General features: G+C 70.4%; 24 protein-coding genes. 14 read left to right on the forward strand and 10 right to left on the reverse strand.

Going from position 1 to position 24,724, the window contains the following annotated elements; genetic code table 11:
* The first annotated feature begins 63 nt into the window (after window positions 1-63).
* Both N0B31_RS14120 and N0B31_RS14125 read left to right on the forward strand, forming a co-directional pair.
* The gene (locus N0B31_RS14120; RefSeq protein WP_260592268.1) at window positions 64-1,923 is read left to right on the forward strand and encodes a sensor histidine kinase; all 1,860 of its coding nucleotides are present in this window, start codon (window positions 64-66) and stop codon (window positions 1,921-1,923) included.
* Between the two features lie 67 nt (window positions 1,924-1,990).
* Entirely contained in the window at window positions 1,991-2,929 is a 939-nt protein-coding gene (locus tag N0B31_RS14125; RefSeq protein WP_260592269.1) for an NAD(P)H-binding protein, read from the forward strand.
* On the opposite strand, the gene N0B31_RS14130 is transcribed toward N0B31_RS14125, so the two are convergent.
* Window positions 2,888-3,310 (reverse strand): hypothetical protein, encoded by a 423-nt coding sequence (locus N0B31_RS14130; protein ID WP_260592270.1) that lies wholly within the window; start codon window positions 3,308-3,310, stop codon window positions 2,888-2,890. The two genes, N0B31_RS14125 and N0B31_RS14130, sit on opposite strands and share 42 nt — an antisense overlap.
* 101 nt (window positions 3,311-3,411) lie before the next feature.
* On the opposite strand from N0B31_RS14130, the gene N0B31_RS14135 reads away from it, so the two are divergent.
* The 3 genes from N0B31_RS14135 to N0B31_RS14145 all read left to right on the forward strand — a co-directional run bounded on the left by N0B31_RS14135 (window position 3,412) and on the right by N0B31_RS14145 (window position 6,208).
* Window positions 3,412-4,305 (forward strand): MBL fold metallo-hydrolase, encoded by an 894-nt coding sequence (locus N0B31_RS14135; protein ID WP_260592271.1) that lies wholly within the window; start codon window positions 3,412-3,414, stop codon window positions 4,303-4,305.
* A gap of 76 nt (window positions 4,306-4,381) precedes the next feature.
* On the forward strand, window positions 4,382-5,860 hold the full coding sequence (gene ppcA / locus N0B31_RS14140; RefSeq protein WP_260592272.1) for a phosphoenolpyruvate carboxylase: 1,479 nt from the start codon (window positions 4,382-4,384) through the stop codon (window positions 5,858-5,860).
* 42 nt (window positions 5,861-5,902) lie between these two features.
* A complete protein-coding gene (locus N0B31_RS14145) occupies window positions 5,903-6,208 on the forward strand; it encodes a hypothetical protein (RefSeq protein ID WP_260592273.1) in 306 nt (101 codons plus the stop codon).
* 21 nt (window positions 6,209-6,229) lie between these two features.
* Here N0B31_RS14145 and N0B31_RS22690 read toward each other — a convergent pair whose 3' ends face one another.
* From N0B31_RS22690 to N0B31_RS14165, 5 genes are read right to left on the reverse strand one after another with little or no spacing between them, the layout of a single operon-like run.
* Window positions 6,230-7,297 carry an ABC transporter ATP-binding protein gene (locus N0B31_RS22690; protein WP_380627880.1) on the reverse strand — a complete coding sequence of 356 codons (1,068 nt, stop codon included), beginning with the start codon at window positions 7,295-7,297 and terminating at the stop codon, window positions 6,230-6,232.
* On the reverse strand, window positions 7,294-8,451 hold the full coding sequence (locus N0B31_RS22695) for an ABC transporter ATP-binding protein (protein WP_380627883.1): 1,158 nt from the start codon (window positions 8,449-8,451) through the stop codon (window positions 7,294-7,296). Before N0B31_RS22695 ends, N0B31_RS22690 begins: the two co-directional genes overlap by 4 nt.
* The gene (locus N0B31_RS14155; protein WP_260592274.1) at window positions 8,448-9,371 is read right to left on the reverse strand and encodes an ABC transporter permease; all 924 of its coding nucleotides are present in this window, start codon (window positions 9,369-9,371) and stop codon (window positions 8,448-8,450) included. The genes N0B31_RS22695 and N0B31_RS14155 overlap by 4 nt, the downstream gene beginning before the upstream one ends.
* On the reverse strand, window positions 9,364-10,317 hold the full coding sequence (locus tag N0B31_RS14160; RefSeq protein WP_260592275.1) for an ABC transporter permease: 954 nt from the start codon (window positions 10,315-10,317) through the stop codon (window positions 9,364-9,366). The genes N0B31_RS14155 and N0B31_RS14160 overlap by 8 nt, the downstream gene beginning before the upstream one ends.
* Before the next feature lie 6 nt (window positions 10,318-10,323).
* Complete coding sequence (locus N0B31_RS14165; RefSeq protein WP_260592276.1) at window positions 10,324-11,991, reverse strand: ABC transporter substrate-binding protein; 1,668 nt, start codon at window positions 11,989-11,991, stop codon at window positions 10,324-10,326.
* Window positions 11,992-12,410: 419 nt separating this feature from the next.
* On the opposite strand from N0B31_RS14165, the gene N0B31_RS14170 reads away from it, so the two are divergent.
* From N0B31_RS14170 to N0B31_RS14195, 6 genes are all read left to right on the forward strand, one after another.
* Complete coding sequence (locus N0B31_RS14170; protein WP_260592277.1) at window positions 12,411-13,235, forward strand: IclR family transcriptional regulator; 825 nt, start codon at window positions 12,411-12,413, stop codon at window positions 13,233-13,235.
* 347 nt (window positions 13,236-13,582) lie between these two features.
* Window positions 13,583-13,726, forward strand: coding sequence for a ribonuclease H family protein (locus tag N0B31_RS14175; protein WP_260592278.1), 144 nt, complete (start codon window positions 13,583-13,585; stop codon window positions 13,724-13,726).
* A 66-nt stretch (window positions 13,727-13,792) separates the two neighbouring features.
* Window positions 13,793-14,200, forward strand: a complete 408-nt coding sequence (locus N0B31_RS14180; RefSeq protein WP_260592279.1) for a DUF5518 domain-containing protein — start codon at window positions 13,793-13,795, stop codon at window positions 14,198-14,200.
* Between the two features lie 100 nt (window positions 14,201-14,300).
* Window positions 14,301-15,416 carry an AI-2E family transporter gene (locus N0B31_RS14185; protein WP_260592280.1) on the forward strand — a complete coding sequence of 372 codons (1,116 nt, stop codon included), beginning with the start codon at window positions 14,301-14,303 and terminating at the stop codon, window positions 15,414-15,416.
* Window positions 15,417-15,469: 53 nt separating this feature from the next.
* Window positions 15,470-16,372, forward strand: a complete 903-nt coding sequence (locus N0B31_RS14190; protein WP_260592281.1) for a CPBP family intramembrane glutamic endopeptidase — start codon at window positions 15,470-15,472, stop codon at window positions 16,370-16,372.
* A 43-nt stretch (window positions 16,373-16,415) separates the two neighbouring features.
* Window positions 16,416-16,904, forward strand: a complete 489-nt coding sequence (locus tag N0B31_RS14195) for a GNAT family N-acetyltransferase (RefSeq protein WP_260592282.1) — start codon at window positions 16,416-16,418, stop codon at window positions 16,902-16,904.
* A gap of 4 nt (window positions 16,905-16,908) precedes the next feature.
* Here N0B31_RS14195 and N0B31_RS14200 read toward each other — a convergent pair whose 3' ends face one another.
* A complete protein-coding gene (locus N0B31_RS14200) occupies window positions 16,909-17,775 on the reverse strand; it encodes a CPBP family intramembrane glutamic endopeptidase (protein ID WP_260592283.1) in 867 nt (288 codons plus the stop codon).
* 105 nt (window positions 17,776-17,880) lie between these two features.
* On the reverse strand, window positions 17,881-19,158 hold the full coding sequence (locus N0B31_RS14205) for an inorganic phosphate transporter (RefSeq protein WP_260592284.1): 1,278 nt from the start codon (window positions 19,156-19,158) through the stop codon (window positions 17,881-17,883).
* A gap of 93 nt (window positions 19,159-19,251) precedes the next feature.
* Between N0B31_RS14205 and N0B31_RS14210 the strand changes: the two genes are divergently transcribed.
* On the forward strand, window positions 19,252-19,758 hold the full coding sequence (locus tag N0B31_RS14210) for a hypothetical protein (RefSeq protein ID WP_260592285.1): 507 nt from the start codon (window positions 19,252-19,254) through the stop codon (window positions 19,756-19,758).
* A 114-nt stretch (window positions 19,759-19,872) separates the two neighbouring features.
* A complete protein-coding gene (locus N0B31_RS14215; RefSeq protein ID WP_260592286.1) occupies window positions 19,873-21,525 on the forward strand; it encodes a thiamine pyrophosphate-binding protein in 1,653 nt (550 codons plus the stop codon).
* A 15-nt stretch (window positions 21,526-21,540) separates the two neighbouring features.
* On the opposite strand, the gene N0B31_RS14220 is transcribed toward N0B31_RS14215, so the two are convergent.
* Together N0B31_RS14220 and N0B31_RS14225 are read right to left on the reverse strand one after the other, a co-directional pair.
* Window positions 21,541-22,644, reverse strand: a complete 1,104-nt coding sequence (locus N0B31_RS14220; protein WP_260592287.1) for a 3-hydroxyacyl-CoA dehydrogenase — start codon at window positions 22,642-22,644, stop codon at window positions 21,541-21,543.
* Window positions 22,645-22,651: 7 nt separating this feature from the next.
* The gene (locus tag N0B31_RS14225; RefSeq protein ID WP_260592288.1) at window positions 22,652-23,968 is read right to left on the reverse strand and encodes an APC family permease; all 1,317 of its coding nucleotides are present in this window, start codon (window positions 23,966-23,968) and stop codon (window positions 22,652-22,654) included.
* A 112-nt stretch (window positions 23,969-24,080) separates the two neighbouring features.
* On the opposite strand from N0B31_RS14225, the gene N0B31_RS14230 reads away from it, so the two are divergent.
* Window positions 24,081-24,593, forward strand: coding sequence for an Lrp/AsnC family transcriptional regulator (locus N0B31_RS14230; RefSeq protein ID WP_260592289.1), 513 nt, complete (start codon window positions 24,081-24,083; stop codon window positions 24,591-24,593).
* Window positions 24,594-24,724: the final 131 nt, after the last annotated feature.

Below are 24,724 nucleotides of genomic sequence, written 5' to 3' on the forward strand. Positions count from 1 at the left end.
CGACCCGATAGATTATACGCGGGTACGCCGACGCGGGGGACATGGTAGCAGCCGGTGACGTGGGTGGGCGCTGATACGCGGCTGGACGTCCTCGAGGACCTGTTCTTCGAGTTCGACGAGACGGGGGCGTTCGTCGACTGGAACCGCTTGGTCCCCGAGGTGACGGGGTACACCGACGCGGAGCTGGCGGAGCTGACGCCGCGGGCGTTCTTCGACGACGAGCACGCGGCGCGGGTGCTGACCGCCATCGAGGCGGTGTTCGACGAGGGCGAGGCGACCGTCGAGGCGCCGCTGGTCACGGCCGACGGCGAGCGCATCCCCTACGAGTTCCGAGCGACGCGGCTCCCCGACGACGGCGACGGCCCCGCCCGGTTCGCCGGCGTGGGCCGCGACGTGAGCGAGCGGGTACGGGCCGAGCGCGAGCGGATGCAGGCGCTCGACCGGATGGGCGACGGCTTCTTCTCGCTCGGACGGGACTGGACGGTGACCGAGACGAACGAACGTGGCCGGGCCATCCTCGCGGCGGCGATGGGCGAGACCCCGGCGACCGCCACCGTCGAGGGGGTCGACCTCTGGGAGGCCGTCCCGGCGGCCGTCGGGACGCGGTTCGAGTCGGCGTACGAGCGGGTGCTCGAGGGCCGCGAGGTCGTCACGTTCCGCGAGCACTTCCCGCCGCTGTCGGCGTGGTTCGACGTCCGGGCCTTCCCCTCGGAGACCGGCGTCGACGTCTACTTCCACGACATCACCGAGCGCGAACGCCAGCGCGAGGCGCTCGAGGACCGCGCCCGTGTCCTCCGCGAGATGCACGACGTGGTCGCCGACCGGGAGCGGCCCTTCGACCGGCAGGTGACGGCGCTGGTCGAACTCGGCCGACGCGAACTCGGCGTCGAGTACGGGGCGCTCTCGACCGTCGCCGACGACGCCCGGACCGTCTCGGCAGCCGCGTCCACCGAGGGTGTCGAGACCGACGCGGAGCCGGCACTCGCCGGGTCGGTCTGTCGGCGCGTCGTCGAGAGCGAGCGGACTGTCGTGGCGGGAGCGCCGACCGGAGAGTCGGACCCGGCCGCCACGCTCGACGGAGCCGAGGACGAGGTGTATCTCGGCTCGCCCATCTTCGACCGGGACGGCGCCGTGACGGCGACGCTCTGTTTCGTCGGCGGGACGCGCCGCGAGACGTCGTTCTCCGACTGGGAGGTGACGCTGACGGACCTCCTGAGCCGGTGGATCGGCCACGGACTCGAGCGCGAGCGGGCCAACGACCGACTGGAGCGGCAGAACGAGCAGCTCGAGCGCCTCATCTCGATGACCTCACACGACCTGCGGAACCCGCTGAACGTGCTCGAGGGGTCGGTCCAGCTGGCCGCCGAGACGGGGGAGTCGAAGTACTTCGAGAACAGTCGGCGGGCCGTCGACCGGATGACCGAACTCGTCGAGGACGTCCTGACGCTCGCACGGGTCGGCGCGGACGTGAGCGAGTACCATCCGGTCGACGTCGACGAACTCGCCGAGGGGAGCTGGCAGAGCGTCCCAACCGACGGGGGCCGTCTGGTGGCCGACAGCGGCGTGACCGTCGAGGCCGACCGGATGCGGCTCCGGCAGCTGTTCGAGAACCTCTTCGGGAACGCGATTGAGCACGGCGGTTGGGACGTGACGGTCCGGGTCGGCTCCCTCCCGGGCGCGGGGTTCTACGTCGAGGACGACGGCCCCGGCATCCCACCCGAGGACCGCGAGCACGTGTTCGACCGCGGCCACTCCGGCACGCCCGCCGGGACGGGGCTGGGACTCGCCATCGTCCGCGAGATCGCCGGCGCGCACGGCTGGTCGGTCGAGGTGGTCGAGAGCCCGGACGGCGGGGCCCGCTTCGAGTTCGAGGGCGTCACGACCCGCGCGGAGGAGGGTAATCTCGAAGGGGAGGGCGACTGAGCCGGGACCGGGGAGCGTGCTGTCGGCCGCGCAACACTCTTGCCCGTGCCGTGAGAAACCGTGATAGATGCGTGTTCTCGTGGCCGGCGCGACCGGTTTCGTCGGCGAACAGCTCGTCAGGGCGTTGCTCGACCGTGGCGACGAGGTGGTGGCGTTCTCGCGGAGCGCGAGCGAGACCGAGTTCCCCGCGGGGGTCGAACCGTTCGAGGGAGACCTCGGCGACCCGGCGTCGCTGGCGGGCCTCTGTGCGGACGTGGACGTGGCGTACTACCTGATCCACTCGCTGACGCGGGAGAACTTCGCCGAACGAGACCGACGGTACGCCGCGCGCTTCCGCGACATCGCGACCGGGGCGGGCGTCGACCGGGTCGTCTACCTGAGCGGCATCAGTGGCGACGAGGACGACCTCTCGCCACACCTCGCGTCGCGGCGCGAGGTGGAGGAGGTGCTGGCCGAGGGGTCGTTCGACCTCACCGTCCTGCGGGCGGCCATCGTCGTCGGCCCGCGGAGCGCGAGTTTCCGCATCGTCGACGACCTGACCGACCGCCTGCCCGTGATGGTCGTCCCCGAGTGGGTCAGGACGCCGTGCCAGCCGATCGCCGTCGAGGACGTCGTCGCGTACCTCGTGGACCTGCTCGACGAACCCGCGACCCGCGGCGAGACGTACGACGTCGGAGCACCGGGGGAGTGGTCCTACGAGTCGCTGTTGCGGCTCACCGCCGACCTGAAGGGGAACCGACTGGTGATGGTGCCGGTGCCGGTGATGACCCCGGAGCTCTCCTCGCACTGGCTCCGGTTGACGACCGACGTCCAGTACGACATCGCGCGGCCGCTGGTCGAGTCGATGCGCCACCCGGTCACGGTGGACCCGGAGCGGGACCTCCAGCGTGTCGTCCCCGTCGACCGGACGCCCGTCCCGGAGGCCATCGAGCGGACGCTGCGGGAGGGGACCGCAGACGGCACCTCAGGGCGGATCGCCCGCCTCCTCGACCGGGATCCGGTGTGACTCCCGGAGGGGTGCGAGCGCCTCGCTTGCCGCCTCGGTGAGCGGGAACGTCCCCGCGATGGCGGCGGGTTCGCGCCCGTGGACCACGCGGCCGAACGGCCCCGCGACCTCGGGGTAGAGCCGACCGAGCGCCGCCACGACGCGCTCGGGGGCGCCGCGGGCACGGAGCGCTCGTTCGACCGACTCGCGGCCGACGTGGACGGCGTCGGCCTCGACGAGGCAGAAGACGAACGGTCGGTCGTCGAACTGCGCCGCGAGGAACGACTGGACGGCGGGGTCGGCCCACGGGACCGGGCGGAGGTCGGTCCGGCGGGTGAACAGCGCCGCCGCGGCCCGGAAGGCCGGGCGCGAACCGTCGTAGACGAGGAGCGGCCGAGACACGACGGAAGGAGGGGCGCCCGGGGTTTGAACCCTCGGCCGGCGGCGAGCGGCGGCCCGAGGGCACCCGAACGAACTTGCCGCCGCCCGGTGAGAGGCCACCCATGGACACGTTCCGCGTCACCGAGGGCGTCCACGGCATCGACATCGGCCTGTTCGACGACGGGGTCACCGCCGTCTACCTGTTCGACGACGAGGAACCGGCGCTGGTCGACGCGGGGACCGCCGTCGCGGCCGACGACATCCTCGAGGGCATCGCCGAGTGCGGCGTCGACCCGGCCGACCTCCGGCACCTCGTCGTCTCGCACGTCCACGCCGACCACAGCGGGGCCGCCGCCGACCTGTGCGAGGCCGCCCCCGACGCCGAGGTCTACATCCACGAGTCGACGGCCGACCACCTCGTCGACCCGTCGGGGCTCGTCGCCAGCAGCCGGCGGGCGATGGGCGACCTGTTCGAGCAACTCGGCGCGCAGGGCCCCGTGCCCCGCGAGCGCGTCGTCGAGGTGGGCGACGACGGCCTGACGCTCGACCTCGGCGCGAACACGCTGGAACTCCGCCACCACCCGGGTCACTCCCCGGACCACCTCGCGGTCTGGAACCCCGAGCGCGACCTGCTGTTCGCCGCCGAGTGTGCCGTGATGTACCTCGCGCGGGCCGAGCGGTGGCTCCCGCCGGCGACGCTCCCGAACTTCGACGCCGACCTGGTCGCCGAGGCCATCGAGGAGCTGCGCGACCTCGACCCGGAGACCGTCGTGTTCCCGCACTTCGGCGAGTCACCGCTCGCGGGCGACGAGCTGTTCGACCTCGCGGCCCGCGAACTCGACCGGTTCGACGAGCGCATCCGCGCGCTCTACGACGAGCACGGTGACCTCGACGCGACGAAGGCGGCCGTCGCCGCGGAGCTCATCGACTGCTCGCCGCCGTACGACCCCGCCGTCGAGTCGTTCTACGCGAACCTCGTCACCGAGGGGTTCCTGCGCCACCACGGAGCCCTCTGAGTCGGCCGGCCGACTCGGGGGCCCGGTCCGGTCGCGTACGACCCGTTTTTTGGGCCTAGACGTCGTATGTCAGTACGTGACAGACCCACCCAGACTACTGAGCACGCAGCATCCGGACAACGCGACGCTCCCCTTCTTCGCCGGCGGCGACGTCATCGAGGCCGAAGACGAGATACAGGAGGCCTACTACGTCTACTCGCACCTCGGGTGCGACGAGCAGATGTGGGACTTCGAGGGGAAGGAGGGCGACGAGTACGTCGTCCAGAAACTGCTCTCGCGCTACGACGACTACTTCTCGGACACCCGGCTGGGCGAGGACGTCCGCCTGACCATCCGGGGGCCGAACCCGGCCGTCGAGGAGTCAGCCGCGAAGGTCCTCCTCGAGATACTGGAGAGCGTCCCCCGGTCGTACGACGCCGCGGCCACCTTCGCCGCGGAGTACGACCTCCCGACGACCACGCCCATCCACGAGGTCATCGTGCCGATGGTGACCGACGCGTCCCAGATCAACGCCGTCCACCGCTACTACGAGGAGTTCGTCGTCGGCAAGGCCGACAGCGAGGTGGCCGACGGGCTTTCGGTCGCCGACTGGGTGGGGTCGTTCGACCCGGAGGCCATCCGCGTCATCCCGCTGGTCGAGGACCGCGAGTCGATGCTCCACGCCCACGAGATACTCCGTGACTACGCGACCACCCACGACCAGGACGCGGTCCGGGTGTTCCTCGCCCGGTCGGACCCGGCGCTCAACTACGGCTGTCTGGCCGCCTACCTCATCAACAAGGTGTCACTCGCACGACTCTACGAGGTCGCCGCCGACCTCGGGATCGACGTCCACCCGATGCTCGGGGCCGGCCCCGCCCCGTTCCGGGGGCACCTCACCCCACCCAACGCCGGGAGCGTCGTCGAGGCCTACCCCGAGGTGGAGACGTTCACCATCCAGTCCGGGTTCAAGTACGACCACCCGGTCGAGACGGTCCGCGAGGGGCTGGCGACCATCCGCGAGGCCGATCTCGGCGACCCGCCAGCGCCCATCGACGAGGAGCGCGCGCTGGCGGTGGTCGACCGGACGGCCGAGTCCTACGCCGAGCAGGTCGACGCCATCGCCCCCACGGTCGACCGGCTCTCGCGGTACGTCCCGAGTCGGCGCTCGCGGAAACTCCACGTCGGGCTGTTCGGCTACTCCCGCGAGGTGGGCGAGAACCACCTCCCGCGGGCCATCGGCTACACCGCCGCGCTCACCAGTGTGGGGTGTCCGCCCACGCTCCTCGGCCTCGACGGCCTCACGGAGGCGGACGTGTCGTTCCTCGAGGCGGCGTTCCCGGCGTTCTTCGAGACGCTGGCGGCGGCCGCCCGCTACTACAACCCGCGCTGTACGGACCTGCTCGACCTGGACCGCGAGTCGCTGGAGGCCGGCCTCGCGTACGTGGACGTCGACCCGGACGCGCGCCACCGGGAGGCGACCGACGCGGTCGTCGACGCCGTGCTGGCCGAGGACGACGACGCGGCCCGTGCCGGCGTGGAACGGGCCGCCCGCGTCCGCCGGTACCTCGGGTAGAGCGGAGGACCGTTCAAGCCCGTCGCGCCCCTCGGGAGACGCGTGGCGTACATATACGCGCGACACGAGGTCGAGTCGTACGAGCGGTGGGAGCGGGTCCACGAGGCGAACGCCGAGACCCGTGCGGCACACGGCTCGCTTGGGTCGACGGTGTACCGACCGACGCGCGGCCGGGACGAGGCGGGAACGGAGGTGGTGCTGGTGGTCCTCGAAGTGGCCGACGACCGGCTCGACGAGATGCTGGCGTACTCCCGCTCGTCCGAGTTACGGGAGACGATGGAGGCCGCGGGGGTAGTCGGGATACGGGACTCGGCCGTCGTGGAGAAGGTCCACGAGATGGACGCCTGACCGCCGCCGGGCGGCGGGCGACTACTCCCGGTCGGCGGGCGTGGCGCTGCCGGCGTGCTCGGCCGGTGAGCGCTTGCGACAGTGGACGACCTGCGAGTCCGAGAACGCGCGGTCCTCGACGGGCTGGGCGCACCCCTCGTCCGCGATGGGACAGCGGGTGCGGAACTTGCAGCCCGACGGCGGGTCGATGGGCGAGGGCACGTCACCCTCGAGGACGGCACGGTTGCCCCGGAGTTCGAGGTCGGTCGAGGGGATGGCCTCCAGCAGCGCGTCGGTGTAGGGGTGCTGGTGGTGCTCGAACACCTCCTCGGTCGTCCCGCGCTCCATGATCTCGCCGAGGTACATCACCGCCACGCGGTCACAGAAGTACCGCACCACGCTCAGGTCGTGGGTGATGAACAGGAACGTCAGGCCGAACTCGTCCTGCAGGTCGTCGAGCAGGTTGAGGATCTGGGCCTGCACGCTCACGTCCAGCGCGGAGGTCGGCTCGTCGGCGACGATGAACTCGGGTTCCACGGCGAGCGCCCGCGCGATGGCGACGCGCTGTTGCTGGCCGCCGGAGAACTCGTGGGGGAAGCGGTCGAGCTGGTCGACCGAGAGGCCGACGCGCTCGACGAGTTCCTCGACCCGGCGGTTCCGGTCGGCCCGCGAGTCGCCGATGCCGTGGACCTCCAGCGGCCGCCGGACGATGTCGCGGATGCGCCGGCGCGGGTTCAGACTCGCGCTCGGGTCCTGGAAGATGACCTGCACGTCCTTTCGGAGTTCGCGCATCCGGGACTTCGAGGCGGTGTCGATGCGCTCGCCGTCGTACCAGACCTCGCCCTCGGTGGGGTCGGTCAGCCCGAGGATGGTCTCACCGAACGTCGACTTCCCGCAGCCGGACTCGCCGACGAGCCCGAGCGTCTCCCCGCGCTCGATGGCGATGTCCACCCCGTCGACCGCCCGGACCTGCTCGTTCTCGCGGGAGAGCAGTCGGCTCAGGAGGCCCGTCTCGACGGGGAAGTGCTTCTTCAGCCCACGGGTCTCGACGAGCGGCTCGGTGCCGGCGTCGGTCCCGGTGACGGACTGGGGGTCGGCGTCGGTGCTCATCGGTCACCCCCCTCGGACTCGCTCCGCTCGTCCGTCGAGGCTCGCAGTCCTTCGGACTGCTCACCCCCATCCGTGGCGGCCGCACCCGCCTCGCCCCCGGCCTCCCACGGCAACTCGCCGGCCTCCGCGTGCAGGACACACCGGGCCTCGTGGCCCGCCGAGACCGTCTCGCTGTCGGGGACGCCCTCGTAACACGCCTCGTGGGCGTGTGGACAGCGGGGCGCGAAGTAACAGGCCTCGGGCATGTCGACGAGGTCGGGAACGTTCCCCTCGATTGCCCGGAGTCGGCCCTCGCCGCGTTTCGCGTCCGGGATGGCGTCGAGCAACCGCCGGGTGTAGGGGTGGGCCGGGTCCGCGAACACGTCCTCGACGCTCCCGCTCTCGACGATCTGCCCGGCGTACATCACGGCCACCCGGTCGCACGTCTCGACGACGACGCCGAGGTCGTGGGTGATGAGCAACACGCCCATCCCGCGCTCCTCCTGCAGTTCGGCGAGTCGCTCGAGTATCTGGGCCTCGATGGTCACGTCGAGTGCGGTGGTCGGCTCGTCCGCGACGAGCAGGTCGGGTTCGCAGGCCAGCGCCATGGCGATCATCGCGCGCTGTTGCATCCCCCCGCTGAACTGGTGGGGGTACTCCTTCGCCCGCTGTTCGGGTTCGGGGATACCGACCTGTCGCATCATCTCGACGGCGTGTTCCCACGACCTCGGGTGGCGCTTGCGGGCGCTCCGGCGCGGGAGGAAGTTGCCGAGCAAGCTCTGTTCGAGCCAGTCGACCCCCTCACCCTCGAAGCGGCCGTGGACGCGGGCGGCCTCCGCGATCTGCTCGCCCACCGTGAGGACGGGGTTCAGGCTCTCCATCGGGTCCTGGAACACCATCCCCACGTCGTTACCGCGGAGCTCCTGCAGCCGTCTCTCCGAGGCGTTCCGGAGGTCCTCGCCGTCGAACTCGACGGTGCCGTCGGTGACGTGACCGGGCGAGTCGACCAGCCCCAGCATCGAGAGGGCGGTGACGGACTTGCCCGAGCCACTCTCGCCGACGATGCCGACCGTCTCGCCGCGCTCGACGGTGAGGTCGACGCCGTCGACGGCCTGCACCACGCCCTCGTCCGTGCGGAACTCCGTCCGGAGCCCGCTGACCTCGAGCAGGCTCATATGCTCCCCCCGCTCTCGGTGTCGTTCTGCGGGTCGAGCGTGTCACGCAGGCCGTCCCCGAGGAAGTTGAACCCGAGGATGGTCACCATGATGGCGAGGCCGGGGAACAGCGCGGTCCACGGCGCCGACTCCATGAAGTTCCGGGAGTCGGACAGCATCCGGCCCCACGAGGGTGCCGGCGGCGGCGCCCCCAGTCCGAGGAACGAGAGCGCGCTCTCGGCGAGGATGGCGAACGCGAGACTCACCGTCGCCTGGACGATGATGGGCGCGACGACGTTCGGGAGGATGTCGCGCGCGAGGATGCTGGCGTTCGAGTCGCCGATGGCGCGTGCGGCGTCGACGAACGTCTCCTCGCGGACCGAGAGCACCCCCGACCGTGTCACGCGGGCGAACACCGGGGTGTAGGTGATGCCGATGGCGATCATCACGTTCAGCGTCGACTGCCCGAGGATGGCGACCATCGCGATGGCGAGCAGGATGGCCGGGAACGAGAAGACGACGTCCATCGCGCGCATCACGGTCTCGTCGGTGTAGCCGCCGTAGAAGCCGGCGATCAGCCCGAGCGGGACGCCCGCGAGCATCGCGACGCCGACGGCGATGACGCCGACCTGGACGCTCAACTGCGCCCCGTAGAGCACCCGCGAGAGGACGTCGCGGCCGAGCTGGTCGGTCCCCATCGGGTGTTCGAGGCTGGGGCCGACGAGCTGTGCCTCGGCGATGTTCTGTGCGGTCGGGTCGTACGGGGCGATGAGTGGGGCGAACGCCGCCACGAGGACGACCCCGACGGTGATGACGAGGCCGAGCAGCGCCAGTCGGCTCTCGGCGAACACGCGCCGGGCGGTCCCGACGGCGGCCGCGCCGGGGAGCGGGCGGCTCGTGTCCTCGCTCGCTCGGTCGGTCGTGGTGTCTGTCTCAGTCATACTTGATGCGTGGGTCGAGGTACGCGTAGAGCAGGTCCGTCGCGAGGTTCACCAGCGCGAACAACAGCGCGATGACCAGCAGCGACCCCTGCAACACCCGGTACTCCCGGGTGAGGATGGCGGTCAGGGTGAGCCGGCCGAGGCCGGGGATGGCGAATATCTGCTCGACGATGACGACCCCTCCGAGGAGGTAGCCGAAGTTCAGCCCGACGACGGTCACCGTCGGGATGAGCGCGTTCTTCACGGCGTGCTTGTTCGTGACGAGCGCGCGGCTCAGCCCCTTCGCGCGGGCGGTGCGGATGTACTCCTCGGAGAACACCTCCAGCAGCGAGGAGCGCATCATCCGCATCACCACCGCGGAGATGGCCGTCCCCACCGTGACGGCGGGGAGGACGAGCGTCTTCAGTCCCTCGGCCGGGTCCGACAGCGGGCTGACGAACCCCGAGGAGGGGAAGATGGGCACGTACAGCGAGAAGACGAGGATGAGCACCAGCCCGAGGAAGAAGTTCGGGATGGAGAGCCCGAGGAACGCGAGGAACGTCGCGAGGTAGTCCTGCGGCTCGTAGTGGTTGACGGCGCTGACGATGCCGGCCGGGATGCCGATGACGACGCTCACGAACGCCCCGCTGGCCGCGAGCCAGATGGTCGGCGGGAGACTGGTCGCGAGCAGGGTCGAGACGTCGCGCTCGGTCCGGATGGTCTGGCCGAAGTCCTGGTTCAGGACGATGTCGCCCAGCCAGTCGAAGTAGCGGACGAGGAACGGCCGGTTCAGTCCGTACTGCTGGCGTAACTGCTCGACCAGCTCCGGGTTCGCCCGCGTCCCGAACGCCGCCTCGACCGGTCCCCCCGGCAGTAGCTCGAGCGCCCCGAACGAGATGAAACTCACCCCGAACAGGATGGGGACGATGAGGAGTACGCGCTTGAGGACGTACGCACCGTAGCCCATCAGTAGTTACTGCTCCAGCCAGACGTTCTTGAACCGTGGGGTCCCCGTGGAGATGTGGGTGAAGTTCTTCACGCTGGTGCCCCACGCCGCGAGTTCGTCGTTGAACTCGAGGAACGTGTAGGGCACCTCGCGGGAGATGATGTCGATGGCGTCGTCGTAGTACTGGGCGCGCTCCTCGCGGTCACCGGCGGCCTGCCGGCCCTGTTCGAGCAGCTCGTCGACCTCCTCGTTCGAGTAGTTCGACTGGTTGAACGTCTCGCCGGAGTGGAACTGCAGGTACATCATGTCGTCCGGGTCGACGAAGCCGGACCAGCCGACGATGGTCAGGTCGTAGGCCCCCTCGTTGAGGTTGCTGATCATCGTCCCGAAGTCCGTCGGCTGGACGGTGGCCGTGATGCCCACCTCCCCGAGCTGTTGCTGGATGATCTCCGCGATGTTGACCTGCGCGGGGTACTGCTGGCCGACCTGGATGGTCAGCTCCTCGCCGTCGTAGTCGGACTCGTCGACGAGCGACTGGGCCTGTTCGAGGTCCTGCGAGTACGGCTCCTCGACCGAGACGAGGTCCTTCCAGACCGACGAGGGCGGGATGGGGTCCTGCGTCGGCGTGGCGTAGCCGAACCGGGCGCCCTGGACGATGGACTCGCGGTCGATGGCCCACGAGATGGCCTGCCGGAGGCGCACGTCGTCGAGCGGCTCCTGGGTCGTGTTGTGCCCGAGGTAGTCGTAGAACGTCCCGGGGATGTTCGAGAGGGTGACCGAGCTGTTCCCCTCGAGCTGGCTGGCCTGCGAGGGCGGCACCGTCACCGCCCAGTCGATGCTGCCGGACTGGAGGTTCGTCAACCGGGCCTGCCCCTCGGGGATGACCTGGAACTCCACCTCGTCGAGGTAGGGCAGGGCGTTGTCGTCGCCGTCGGTCTCGTAGTAGTCCTCGAAGGCCGTGACGTTCGTCCGGGCCTGCGCGACGTTCTCGTCGAAGACGAACGGGCCGGTGCCGACCGGCTGGTCCGAGATGTCGTAGTCGCTCGCGTCGTCGGCCCCCTCCGGCAGGATGTACCCGCCCGAGGAGAGCTTGAACAGGAACGGCGCGTACGGCTCGTCGAACTCGAAGACGACCGTGTAGTCGCCGTCGGCAGAGACGTTCGCGATGGGGGTGAAGTTCGACCGCCACGGCGAGCCGGTCTCCTCGTCGAGCAGGCGCTCGAAGGAGTAGACCACGTCGGCCGCCGTCAGTTCGCGGCTCACCGGCGGGTGGAACATCACGCCCTCGCGGAGCTGGAACGTCCACGTGAGGTCGTCGTCGCTGACCGTCCAGTCCGTGGCGAGCTGCCCGACCGGCTTCAGGTCCTGGTCGATCTCGACGAGCTTCCCGTAGATGTTCTCCAGCACGCGGAGTGTCGAGGCGGCCTGCACGAGGTGCGGGTCGCGGCCGTCGAGCCCCGACTGCATCCCGGCGACCAGCGTCCCCCCCTGCTGCGCCGCGGCCGGGTCGGGCGTCGGCGTGCTGTCGTCGCCACCGCCACCACCGCCGCCCGAGGTGGGGGTCGGGGTCCCGTCACCGCCGCTCGAACACCCGGCGAGCGCCGTCGCCGTCGCGGTCCCTGCGGCCGCGACGAACGTCCGCCGTGAGACGCGACTGTCGTCGTTCTCCTCGCCCGCGTCGCTCTTGCGATGCATACTCATACGCACGGCGTCTGGAAGATAAATATACCGGATATGTACACTACTACCCACCTATCAGGCAGGACCTTCCGCTTTTACATATGAAAAACGCCCAATTGCCCATTTCAGGAGCACCAATCCGTCCTCTCGTTCGGGTCTCAGAGCGATAGGCCGTGCGAACCACACGATACGCTCGCACGAAGCAAAATTCCCCACAATCGGTCGGCGAGTGCCAGCGCCTCACACTGCTCGAAATGTGAACGGCAATCGGTACGGACTGGCAGCGACGAGAGTCGCTCTGAGGCCCGTTTCTCGGCAGCACGCCGGTCGTCGAGGCGGTGCGGTGCCGCTCACGGGCGCCACGCCGGGGCTCGGACGGTGTCCAGTGTTCTCCGAATGCGAACAGGGATATGCCTCCGTCGGATAGGCCGAGTATGGCCGACCGGCCCGACTCCACCTCCCCGCGGACGCTGAAGACGGTCCAGCGGGCGTTCGACGTCGTCCGGGCGCTCCAGGACCTCGACGGGGCGGGCGTCACGGAGCTCGCAGAGGAGCTGGGGCTCTCGAAGAGTTCGACGTACAACTACCTGAGCACGCTCCGCGAGCACCAGTACGTCGTCAAGGAGGACGACACCTACCGGCTCTCCTATCAGTTCCTGCACATCGGCGAGTACGTCCGCGGCCAGACCGACATCTACCGCCACGGCCGCGAGGAACTCGACATCCTGGCCCACGAGACGGGTCGGTACGTCCACCTCGCGACCGAACAGCACGGGCTCGGGGTGAACCTCTACAAGGTCCGCGGCGAGGAGGCCATCGGCAGTCGCTACCAGCAGAGCAAGCTCCAGCGGCCCGACTACCTCCACTTCTCGGCGACGGGGAAGGCCATCCTCGCCCACCTCCCGCGCGAGCGGGTGGAGTGGATACTCGACGAGTACGGACTGGTGCGCAAGACGGCCAACACGATCACCGATCCCGAGGAGCTGTTCGCCGAACTCGAACGCACCCGCGAGCGGGGCTACTCGATCAACGCGGAGGAGGAGATCGAAGGGATCCGGGCGGTCGGCGCCCCGATCCTCGCACAGGACGGCGAGGTGCTCGGCTCGGTCAGTGTCTCCGGTCCCGCCCACCGGCTCCGGCAACCGGAGCACCGCGAGCGGCTGGTCGAGGCCGTGACGGACACCGCCAACGTCGTCGAGGTGAACATCGTCACGCAAGACTCCGACGACGACGAGTTCCCCGACTTCCGGGACGCCTGAACGGACACAACGCTCAGGGTCCCCGCCCCCCAAGCGCCGCCATCGACCGCCCGACCATCCGATTTCCCCCGTCGCTCGTCCTGTCGTTCGACGCGAGTGTCCACTACGGCCCGGCGCACGCCCGGCCCGTCTCGGGGGCCATCGGCTACCTCGTCGAGGAGGGGACCGAGACCCTGCTCCGTGGCTCCGAGCGGGTCGACCACCTCGTCTCGAGTTCGGCGCTGGAGTTCCGCGCCCTGCTGGAGGCGGTCCGGGCGGTCGACGCGACGTTCGACCGGGTCGCCTCACTCCACGTCCGCGGGGACGCCGACTTCGTCGTCGACGCCGTCGACCCACGGCTGGACCCGATGCCGAAGTGTCCGGTCTCACGCCGCCGGGTCGAGCGCATCCGGGAACTGCTCGCCCCCGTCCCGACCGTGACCTACCGGGTCGTCCCGCGGGGGCACAACGAACGCGCCCACCGCCTCGCGCGGGCCGGCCACGCCCGCTGAGTCGCTCGTTCTCGCGGACTGGGAGCCACCACCCGTAGATACGTGTCACCGAGACAGAGAGAGCGTATGGACCAGACCACCAAGACCACCCTGAAGAACGCCGCCATCGGTGCCGTCGTCACCATCGGGCTCACGCCGACGGGGTTCTCGGCGCTGCTCGGGGGCGGTATCGCCGGCTACCTGCAACGCGAGTCGCCGAAACGTGGAGCGCGGGTCGGCGCCATCTCGGGCGCACTGGCGAGTCTCCCCGTCCTCCTCGTCCTCGTCCTCGGGGTGGGACTGTTCCTGCTCCCGTCGACGCAGTTCGGGGTGCCCGGTGGGCTGGAACTGGCGATCATCCTGTTCGTCATGTTCCCGCTGCTGTTCCTCTGGACCATCGGCCTGAGCGCCGTCGGGGGCTACCTCGGTGCGTACCTCCGGACGGACCGCCGGCCGACCGGTGAGGAGGGACCGACGGCGGAGTCGCGTACCTGAGACGCGGGGCCGCTCGCCCCTGCGGCACGCCCGCGACTTCGATTCGCTCGACCGACACGACACGTACTCTTATTTCACGGCCCGTCTACCGAATCCATAGATGAACGAGAAGCGCCTGGTAGTGGCCGTCTTCGGGGTCGTCATCGCCGTCCTCCTGGGGTACCTCGCGTTCACGTTCGTGGCGGCGCTCACCGTCGCCGTCTTCGTCTACTACTCCACCCGCCGCTACTACAAGTTCCTCCGCCGGTTCCGCCTCCCCGCCCGGGTGCGGGCGATGGTGACGCTGGCCTCGCTGGCCGTCCCGCTCCTCCTGCTGGTGAGTTACACGCTCGTCCTCCTGGTCGTCGAGGCCCGGCGGTTCGTCGAGAACTCCGACCTCGTCGCCGTCGCCGCCGACACCGCCCCGTGGCTCGGCAACGTCAACGACGTCCCGGAGTTCACCGTCGGCGGGATGATACAGGCGTACCGCTCGGGTGACCTCGACCCGTTCATCCAGTTCGCCACCGAGAACGCGGAGTTCCTCACCAGCGTCGTGAGCGGGTTCTTCCTCAACGCGTTCATCGTCGTCATCGTCGTCTACTACATGCTCGTCGACGGCGAGCGCATCAAGGCGTGGCTGCTCCGGTTCGACGACGACGCCATCGTCCGCGAGTACCTCGAGGCGGCCGACCGGGAGCTGGAGGCGGTGCTGTTCGGCAACCTCCTCAACGTCATCGCCACGGCGCTCATCGCCATCACCGTCTACCACGGCTACAACGCGTTCGCCCCCGACCCCGCGATGGTCCCCTACCCGACGCTCGCGGGCGCGCTGACCGGACTGGCGAGTCTCGTCCCCGTCGTCGGGATGAAGATCGTCTACCTGCCGCTGACCGGTATCGCCGCCATCCCCGTCCTGATGAGTGGCGTGAACCAGGCGTTCCTCGTCTACGTCCTCGGGTTCCTCGTCGTCACCGTCGTCGTCGTCGACACCATCCCGGACATCGTCCTCCGGCCCCTGCTGTCGGGCGAGACGACCCACGTCGGCCTGTTGATGCTCGCGTACACGCTCGGACCCGTCGTGCTGGGGTTCTACGGCCTCTTCTTCGCCCCCATCCTGCTGGTGGTGACGCTGACGTTCGCGAACACCGCGCTCCCGCGGCTGCTCGGGGCCGAACCCGAGACGAAGTCGACGGGCGAGGGCCTCCACCCGAACCAGCTGAAGCTCGACCAGTTCTGAGTCGGTGAGAACCACCGCTACCGTTGACGTTCACTCGTGTTGTCACTAGTGGCATGAACACCCTCCGTTCGTGGATAGACCGGCACCGACTCGCGAGCTTCCTCCTCGTCACGTACGCGTTCACCTGGACGGTGCAGGCCGCGCTCGTGCTGGCGGGGCTGGAGGCGTCGTGGCTGCTCTCGATACTCGTCGGGCTCGGTGGGTTCGGTCCACCCGTCGGCGCCGCGGTGGTGGTGTGGGCCAGCGGCGGGAGCCTCTGGGCGTGGTTCTCACAGATGCTCGACTGGCGCATCGGCTGGCGCTGGTGGCTCGTCGTCCTCGGCCTCCCGCTGGTGATACTGGCGGCCGGGAGCGCGCTGTTCGTGCTCGCCGGTGGACCCGTCGACCTCGGGTCGATGGTGTCGCCCGCCGTCTACCTGTTCGTGCTCGCGTGGGGCACCGTCCTCGGTGGCGGGCAGGAGGAACTCGGCTGGCGCGGGTTCATGCTCCCGGTGTTGCAGGAGCGCTACAGCGCGCTCGCGTCGAGTCTCGTGGTCGGCGTCGCCTGGTCCGGCTGGCACCTCCCGCTGTTCCTCAACGCGAACACCACCCACGGCGGCTGGGCGCTCTCCCAGCAGCTGCTCTGGGTCGGGAGCATCCTCGCAGGGTCGGTCATCTGGACGTGGCTCTACAACGGCACCGGCGGGAGCGTCCTCGCGGTGGCCGTGGGCCACGCGGGCGTCAACGCGATGGGCGTCTACCACCCCGCCGACCTCGCGGCGCTCGCCCCCGGCGGCGTGCCGGACCCGTGGCTGAACCTACTCGCGGAGGTCACCGGCGCCGTCCCCATCGTCGTCCTCGCCGTCGTCATCGTGGGGGTGTACGGCGGCCGGCGACTCGCGCCCCGGGAACGGCCGGGCGTCGAACGGGTGGGCCTCGATCGGGCCAGCGGCCCGTCCCCGGCGGTCTCCGACTGACCGACCACAACGTTCAGGCTCACCGACAGCCTCCGCCGGCACGATGTTCGAACTGGTCCCGATGACCCCCGCCTACGCCGACGAGGTCGACGGCTGGCGCTACGACCCGCCGTACGACTTCTACGACCTCCGGGCCGACCCCGGGGACCGCGCCGAGTTCCTCGACCCCGACGGCTGGGAACACACGCGGGCCGTCCTCGACGGTCCGGACGGCAACCTCGTCGGGTTCGTCCAGTTCGACCCGAAACCGGGAGCCGTCGAGGTGGGACTGGGGATGGCGCCCACCGAAACGGGGCGAGGCCGGGGCCGCGCGTTCGTCGAGGCTGGACTGGACTACGCCCGCGAGCGCTACGACCCCGAACGGTTCGAACTCGCGGTGGCCGCGTTCAACGAGCGGGCCATCACGGTCTACGAGCGGTGTGGGTTCGAGCGGGTGGGGACCGACGCCGTCGAGACGAACGGTGGGGAGTACGCGTTCGTGCGGATGGCGCGAGCGGCGAAACGGGGGGCGCGGCGCGGGCGGAGCGCGTGACGGGCTAGTGGGCAGGGCGACCCTGTACCTGCGGGCCGAACCCCGGGATGCCACGGTCACGCGCCCAGCGGCGGTAGTACCACAGCCCGACGCCGAACGCCGGGAGCGCGAGGAGCAACGCGCGGTCGAGCGACGCGTCGGCGACGAAGAGGAACGACCAGTTGAACGTGCCGTGGAGCAAGCCCCCGAGGACGACGTTCCGCGTGTACTCGTAGAGCAGGCCGAGTAGGGTGCCGAGCACGGCGACCACGACGAGCGTCCCGACGATGCTCCCGAGGTCGGTGATGCCCTGGGCGAACACCCGCTGGGGGACGTGCCAGAGCGCGAACAGCACCACGCCCAGCAGGATGCCCACCGCCTTGCGAGCGCGGTCCGCACCGCCGCCCACCGCCGCGACGAGCTTGTTCTGGACGTACGCGCGGAACGCGAACTCCTCGGTCGGACCGACGAAGAGCAGCTGGACGAGCGCCATCGCGACCCACGCGCTCGCGGAGACGCCCTCCGGGACGACGAACTCGACCGACCCCGTCGCGAGGTAGGTCGAGGCCGCCGCGAAGCCGTTGGCGAGGAGGTAGAGTCCACCCACGGCGAGGAGACCGGGGAGGACGTCGGCGCGACCGAGTCCGACAGACGCGGCGCTGACACCCTCGTACCGCAGGGTGGCCCACGTCATCCCGGCGAGGATGGTGAACGCGAGTGCCATCGCGGCGAGCGCGACTGGACCGTCCAGCCGTGGGTAGACGTACAGCGGGAACAGCGCAGCGACCACGGTGGTCGCGACGAGGAGCGCCACGAGCGGGCCGAGTCCGCGGCCGAACGAGATGGGTGACGGTCCGGCGTCGACGGCGGGAAGTGTCTGTTCGTCATCCATACGCGCCGATGTGTCACACGAGAGCATATAACGACACACCAGGTCCCAGGGCGCGAGACCGGGAGGCGGGGGTGTCGTTTTCCGACGCCGAGTCCCGAAGCGCAGTCAGAGCACGAGCGAGAACAGGCCGTAGGAGCAGACGACGGCGACGGTCGGCGTGAACACCCACATGAAGACGATGCGACCCGCAGCGGTGGGGTCGAACAGGCTCTCGTGGGGGATGTGGTCCGGGTCCTCCTCGCCGACGTGGGGGACGCGGGCCTCGCCGCCGTCCGCGACGGCGGGGCTGGACTCCTTCCCCGCGGCCAGTTCGCCGACCGTCGGGCTGTGTGGTCCCTCCGCCTCCTCGGTGGGCGAGGCGGCGAGCGCACCCGTCGTGAGTTCGACGTGGGGGCGCTCGCGGGCCGGAGTCGTGGAGGCGAGTTCGGGCGTGGCGAGGTCGACGAGCGAGGCCGGACGACTCGCCCGGCCCCACCCCAGCCCGATGATACAGCAGGTCGTGCTCACCGCGAGGCTGGCGGGGATGCCGAAGTACGACAGGACGGTGATGATGGTCCCACCGACGACGCTGACGACGAGCGCCGCGAGGATGGGGAGTTCGGTGATGTCGTCACCGACCGTGTCGAGGGTCCGTCGGGCGATGGTGAACCCGCCGAGCCCGAACGCCACGACGGCGAGCGTGACCCCCTGGTCGACGCTGAGCGGGCCCTGTGCGCCGACGAGCGGGGCGACCGCGTTCGCGGCGTTCGAGGCACCCGCCGAGAACCCCATGTAGCACGCGATGACGACGACGGTGAGCGACCCGGCGAGGTCACGGAGCGAGGCGTTCCGGTTGAACCGTGGGCGCGGGACGGTCCCCGACCGGTCGACCTGTATCAGGTGGCGTTCGAGGCGCGTGAACGCGAAGTAGCGGTCGAGGTGGGGGTAGAGGTAGCGCCCGATGAGGGCGCCGCTGGCGAGACCGACGAGCGGCGCGACGACCCACGCCGACACGATGGTGAACATGAGCGCCTCGTCGAGCGTGCCGGTCGCCAGCCCGAGGCCGACGATGCCGCCGACGGCCGTCATCGACGTGGAGGCGGGGACGCCGTATATGTTCGAGACGAGCAGCGAGACCCCCGTGAACAGGAGGACGCCTACACTGGCGAGGGGCGTGAACTGCGAGGCGGGGACGATGCTGCTGCTCATCGTGTCGATGACGTTGCGGCCGACGGTCCACGCACCGACGAACGCGAACAGCGTGAACAGCCCCGCGGCGGTCGCCTTCCGCACGAGTCGACTGCCGACTGCCGGCCCGAACGCCACGCCCGTCGAGGAACCGCCGATGTTGAACCCGACGAACACGGCGACGAGGATACCGGCGATGGCGAGTGCTGAGAGCATCCGACGGGCCGACACGTTCTGGCCGGAGCCACTACACTCTGTTCCCAGCGGCAGCACGGAAAGCTTCGAGTCGGGGGACCACGAGACGCTCGTATGGACGAGACGCCCGAGGACGGACTCCCGCCGGAGTTCGAGTCGCTGGTGCGGACCGACACCGACCGGCTCGTGGGGCTGTACAACGGCCTGCAGGGGCTGGACGACGAGGCGTTCGCGGCCGCGTTCGCCGGCGCGCTGGACACGCTCCGCGAGGTGGTCGACCCGGACGGCGGCGAGGCGGCGGCCGTCCTCGGCCTGACGCTGGATGGGGGCACCGTCGCCGACGCGCGCGTGCTCTCGGTCACCGACGAGGAGACGGTCCACCACGCCGCCCCGGGGACGGACGCGCCGGACGTGGCGGTCTACCTCCCGGTCCGGCCCGACGACTTCCCGCCGGGGTCGGGCGAGGCGTTCGCCGACATCGACCTCGAGGGGTTCCGCGAGGTGGTCGCCGCGATGATCTACCTGCGCTACCAGCTCGCCGAGGAGGACCCCGAGGGGCTCGCGAGCCACCACGGCGAGCCGCTGGCACGGGGGCTCCGGGCGTACGTCGACGCGGCCTGAGCGGCGGACGCCCCCACCGCGCGAGGGGACACATCGACGGGGGAGTACTTTTGCCCCCGCTCGCAGACCAACGGGCGTGAACGTAGTTCCCACGCGACACGACGGAGGTGGCCGATGAGCCGGACGACGGACGGCATCGTCTCGCTGTTCGAGGCGGCGGGCGTCGAGACGGTGTTCGGCTTCCCGTGCGAGCAGATGGACCCGTACTACGCGAGCCTCTCGGAGTCGGACGTGCGGCACGTCCTCGCGCGGAGCGAGGCGAGCGCGGCGCTGATGGCCGACGGCTACGCGCGGGCGGCCCGGACACTGGGCGTCGTCGACGGCGTGAGCGGCCCCGGTGCGGCCTACATCGGTGCGGGGCTGGCCGAGGCGTCCGGGGCGTCATCGCCCGTCCTCGCACTGACGGGCGGCAACGACCTCGAGAACCGTGGGAACGGCGTCATCCAGGACGGCGACAACGAGGCCATCCTCGACCCGTTCACGCTGTCGACGGCGGACGCCGAGACGCCCGAACGAGCCGTCGAGGCCGTCGAGAACGCCATCCGGCGCTCCACGGCCGGGGTGCCGGGGCCGACCCACGTCAACCTCCCCGAGGACGTGATGCGAGCCGACCTCCCCGGGGACCACGAACCCCGGGGGGACGTGGACGGAACGTACCCCACGAGTCGACCGGAACCGAGCGCCGAGGCGGTGGCCGACACGCTCGACCTGCTGGAGGCGGCCGAGCGGCCGGTCGTCGTCGCCGGCGAGGGGATCCACCGGGCGGACGCGAACGAGACTCTGAGCGCGTTCGCCGAGGCGGCCGACGTGCCCGTCGTCACCTCGATGAACGGGAAGGGTGCCGTCGCGGAGACGGTCCCCTACGCGCTCGGCGTGGTCGGCCGCTGGGGGTTCTGTCAGGTGGCGAACGACGCCGTCGCGGACGCGGACCTCGTCCTCGGTTTCGGCACCCGGTTCGGCGAACTCACCTCCGTCGGCTGGTCGCTCGTCCCCGAGGACGTCCCGCTGGTCCACGTGGACCTCGACCCCGCGTGGCTGGGCCGGAACTACGAGCCGACCGTGGCCGTCCGGGCGGACCTCCGGGCCACGCTCGAGGCGTTGGCCGAGAGCGCCGAGGGCGATTCGGCCCGCGCCGAGCGAATCGAGTCGCTGGCCGCCGACCGGCGCGAGTGGCGCGAGAGCTTCCACGGCGACTTCACGAGCGACGCCGAGCCGGTGAAGCCACAGCGCGTGATGCACGAGCTGAACGAGCGACTGCCGGCCGAGGCCATCCTCGTCAGCGCCACCTCGCTCCCCGGGTTCTTCTCCGGGGCGTTCTACGAGACCGAGCGGGCGGGGCTGGGCTACCTGCAGGCGCGGGGGAGTGACGGCATCAACGTCTGTCTCCCGCAGGCCCTCGGGGTGCAGGCCGCACGACCCGACACACCGGTCGTCGCGCTCTCCGGCGACGGCGGCATCGGCTACCACATCGCGGACCTCGAGACGGCCGTCCGCGAGGACCTGCCGCTGACCGTCCTCGTCACGAACAACGACTCGCTCGGCTCCTCGAAGATGAGCCAGCTCGGGACGTACAACTTCGACCTGTCCACCGACTTCCACGCGGGCGTCGACTACGCGCAGGTGGCCCGCGGGCTCGGTTGCGAGGCCGAACGTATCACCGACCCCGACCGGGTCGGGCCGGCGCTCTCGGCGGCGCTGGACTCGAACTCGGTGACGGTGCTGGACGTGCAGGTCGACCCGTACGCCGCGCCGCCGGTGCTGGTCTGAGCGGGGCGTATCGGCTCAGAACACCGGTTCGTAGACGCCCGCACCCGTCTCCTCGTAGCGCGATTCGAGCGTCTCTCTGAGGAAGTCGGTCCCGAGCATCGCCTCGATGTCGAACGGCCCGACGTCGCCGCCGGAGCCGCGCTTCAGCACGTCGTTCACCGTCTCGCGGTCGCCCACGCCGTCCTCCACGAGCCGGTAGGCCTCGTTGACGAGCGCCGCGACAACGGGCGTCACGTCGTGCCCCTGTTCGACCCCGGGCAGGAGGCAGGTCTCGCCGTCCCACTCGAAGAACCCCTGCCCGGTCTTCTTGCCGAGGTGGCCCGCGTCGACCAGCTCGCGCATCCGTTCCTCGACGGCCTCGGGTGGGGCGTAGCGTTCGCCGTAGGCCACCCGGAGGTTGTCGACGGTGGCGAGGTGGACGTCGAGCCCGACGAGGTCGACGAACTCCAGCGGCCCGCGGTCGAACCCGATGTTCTTCGCGGCGTGGTCGATGGCCGCTGCCTCCGCTTCGAGCAGTTCCCACGTCCCCGCACACTTGATGCTGGCCGAGAGTCTCGAGAGGCAGTTCGCGCGGTGCTCGCGCTGGAGGCGGACGGGGTGCCGGTCCATCGCCTCGGCGACCTCGGTCGCGGTCTCGAGCGCCTCGTCCGTGGCCGTCTCGCCCGATATCTCCACGAGGTCGCGCTCCAGCGCGGGGTTGGCGAAGTGGAACAGCGTCACCCGCTCCGGGTGGGCCATCTCGGCGGCTATCTCGCCCGCGGTGAGCGAGGAGGTGTTCGTGCCGACGACGGCGTCGGCCTCGAGGACCGACTCGAGGTCGCCCATCACGGACCGTTTCAGGTCGAGACGCTCGGGCACCGCCTCGACGACGAACTCGCAGTCGGCGAGCGCCGCGAGGTCGGTGTCGTACGTGATGCGCGAGGCGGGGTCGCCGTCGACCGCGAGGCCACCCGCTTCGAGGCGGGCCGCGAGGGCCGCGTGGTCGTCGCGTGCCGATTCGAGCGCGTCCGGGTCGACGTCGACGAGCGTGACGGGGAGGCCACCGTTGGCCAGCAGGCCAGCGATGTCCCGGCCCATCAGGCCCGCGCCGACGACGCCGGTGTGGTTCGGGAGTGTCATGGTCGTCTCAGAGTTCGTAGTCCGGGGTGGGGAGCGGCCCCCCCGTCCGCGTCCGCAGCAGGTAGTAGCCGCCGGCGACGGCGAGCGTGCCGAGCCAGATGCCGAACAGCTGGGGCGACTGACTCGCCAGCAGGGCCAGCAACAGGAGGTTCAGCGGGACGGCCAGCGCGGCCATCCCGGCCACGAGGCGAGGCGACAGCGGCAGAGCGTCGGCCACGTCCGCGCGCCGGTGACGGACCGCGGCGATGGCCGCGAGCATCACCGGGACGATGAGGAACGCGCCGCCGAAGCCGAGGAGCGTCCCTAGATCGGCCACCGGGAGCGGGGAGACGAGCGCGGCCGCCGAGAGGACGTAGACGGCGACCATCCCCCAGTGGGCGGTGCCGAAGCGGTCGTTCTTCTCGGCGAGGACGGCCGGCAGGAGACCGTCCTCGGCCAGCACCTCGAGGTACTTCGGGGTGATGATGTAGACGGCGTTGATGCTCGTCGCGATGGCGAACAGGGCGCCGGCGACGACGAACAGGGACTGGAACGCCGGCGGCAGGAACGCCTCGGCGGGCACCGCGAGCGTCTGGTCGGCCATCGCCTCGGCGCCGACCGACCCCACCGCGACGAGGCCGATACTGGCGTAGATGACCAGCACGAGCGGCACGCTCAACAGGAACGACCGGGGGATGGTCACCGTCGCGTCGCGCACCTCGCCGCCGATGTCGACGACGAAGTTCGCGCCCAGACAGACGAAGTAGAGGACGCCCGCGGCGATCCCCACGCCGAGCACGCCGCTCGGGAACACGGGGCTGAGGTTCGCCGGGTCGACGGCGGGGACGCCGAAGGCGACGAACGACCCGAGCGCGGCGACGAGGGCCACGAACATCGCGACCTGCGCGGTGGCGGCGGGTTCGCTACCGACGACGTTCACGAGGAAGAACAGCGTCAGCAGGCCGAACCCGACGAGCGTGGGGCTCACCGGGACGAGCGAGTCGACGTACTGCCCGGCGGTGAGCGCGTAGAGCGGCAGGCCGCCGGTGAACATGCTGATGCCGAGGCCGATGGCGCTCAGGAACGCGAGCGGGCGGGACACGAGCGTCGCCGGGTAGCGGTAGTTCCCGCCCGTGGTGGGGAACGCCGCGCCGAGCATCGCCGTCGGCAGGAGGCCGAGGATGGCGATGCCGAACGCGAGGCCGAACGCCAGCACGACGCCCGGTCCGGCGAAGCCGACGGCGACACCGGTGAGACTGAACAGCGCCCCGCCGACGATGAGGCCGACCTCGATGCTCACCGCCTGGAACAGGCCGATACCGTCGCCCGCGGACTGTCGCCCCACCACGTGTCACCGTGGCGCACGGAGCAGGGAGACAAGAGCGTTGCGGCGTCCAGGACAGGGACGGCGACCGGCGGGCGGAAACGGCTTGCCGGTCGGGGCAGAACCGTGCCGTATGACCGACGACACCGTCGACGAGGTGGACCGCGCCATCCTCCACGCCCTGCAGGACGACGCACGGAACCTCTCCTCCGAGGAGATCGCCGAGCGGGCCGGCATCGCGGGCAGCACGGTCCGCAAGCGCATCCGCCGGCTCGAGGAGCGTGGCGTCGTCAAGGGGTACGACGCCGCCGTCGACTACGCCCGCTCTGGCTACCCGCTCCGGATGCTCCTGTTCTGTACCGCCGCCATCCCCGAACGGGGCGAGATGGTGCCGCGCATCCTCGACATCGAGGGGGTCGTCTCCGTGCAGGAACTCGTCACCGGCGAGGAGAACCTCCTCGTGACCGCCGTGGGTGAGACGGACGCCGACATCACCCCGGTCGCCCAGCGACTGCTGGACATGGGGCTGACCGTCAGCGACGAGGTGCTGGTTCGAAGCCACGAGACCACCCCATTCAGCGGGTTCGTGGCAGGGACGGGCGACGAGGACGAGAGCGAGGACGCGGCCGAGGGGGAGGGCGACTGATCGGGGCGGCCCAGAAGGTGAGAATCGTTCCCGATAAACAATGTAGAGAACAATTTGTTCGTACAGAACGATTTATTAGACATTACGTTCTTAGAGGCGGGTACAGAGGGCCGGACTGGTCGTCGGGTCGA

This window comes from Salinirubellus salinus (genome assembly GCF_025231485.1).
GTDB lineage: Archaea > Halobacteriota > Halobacteria > Halobacteriales > Haloarculaceae > Salinirubellus > Salinirubellus salinus.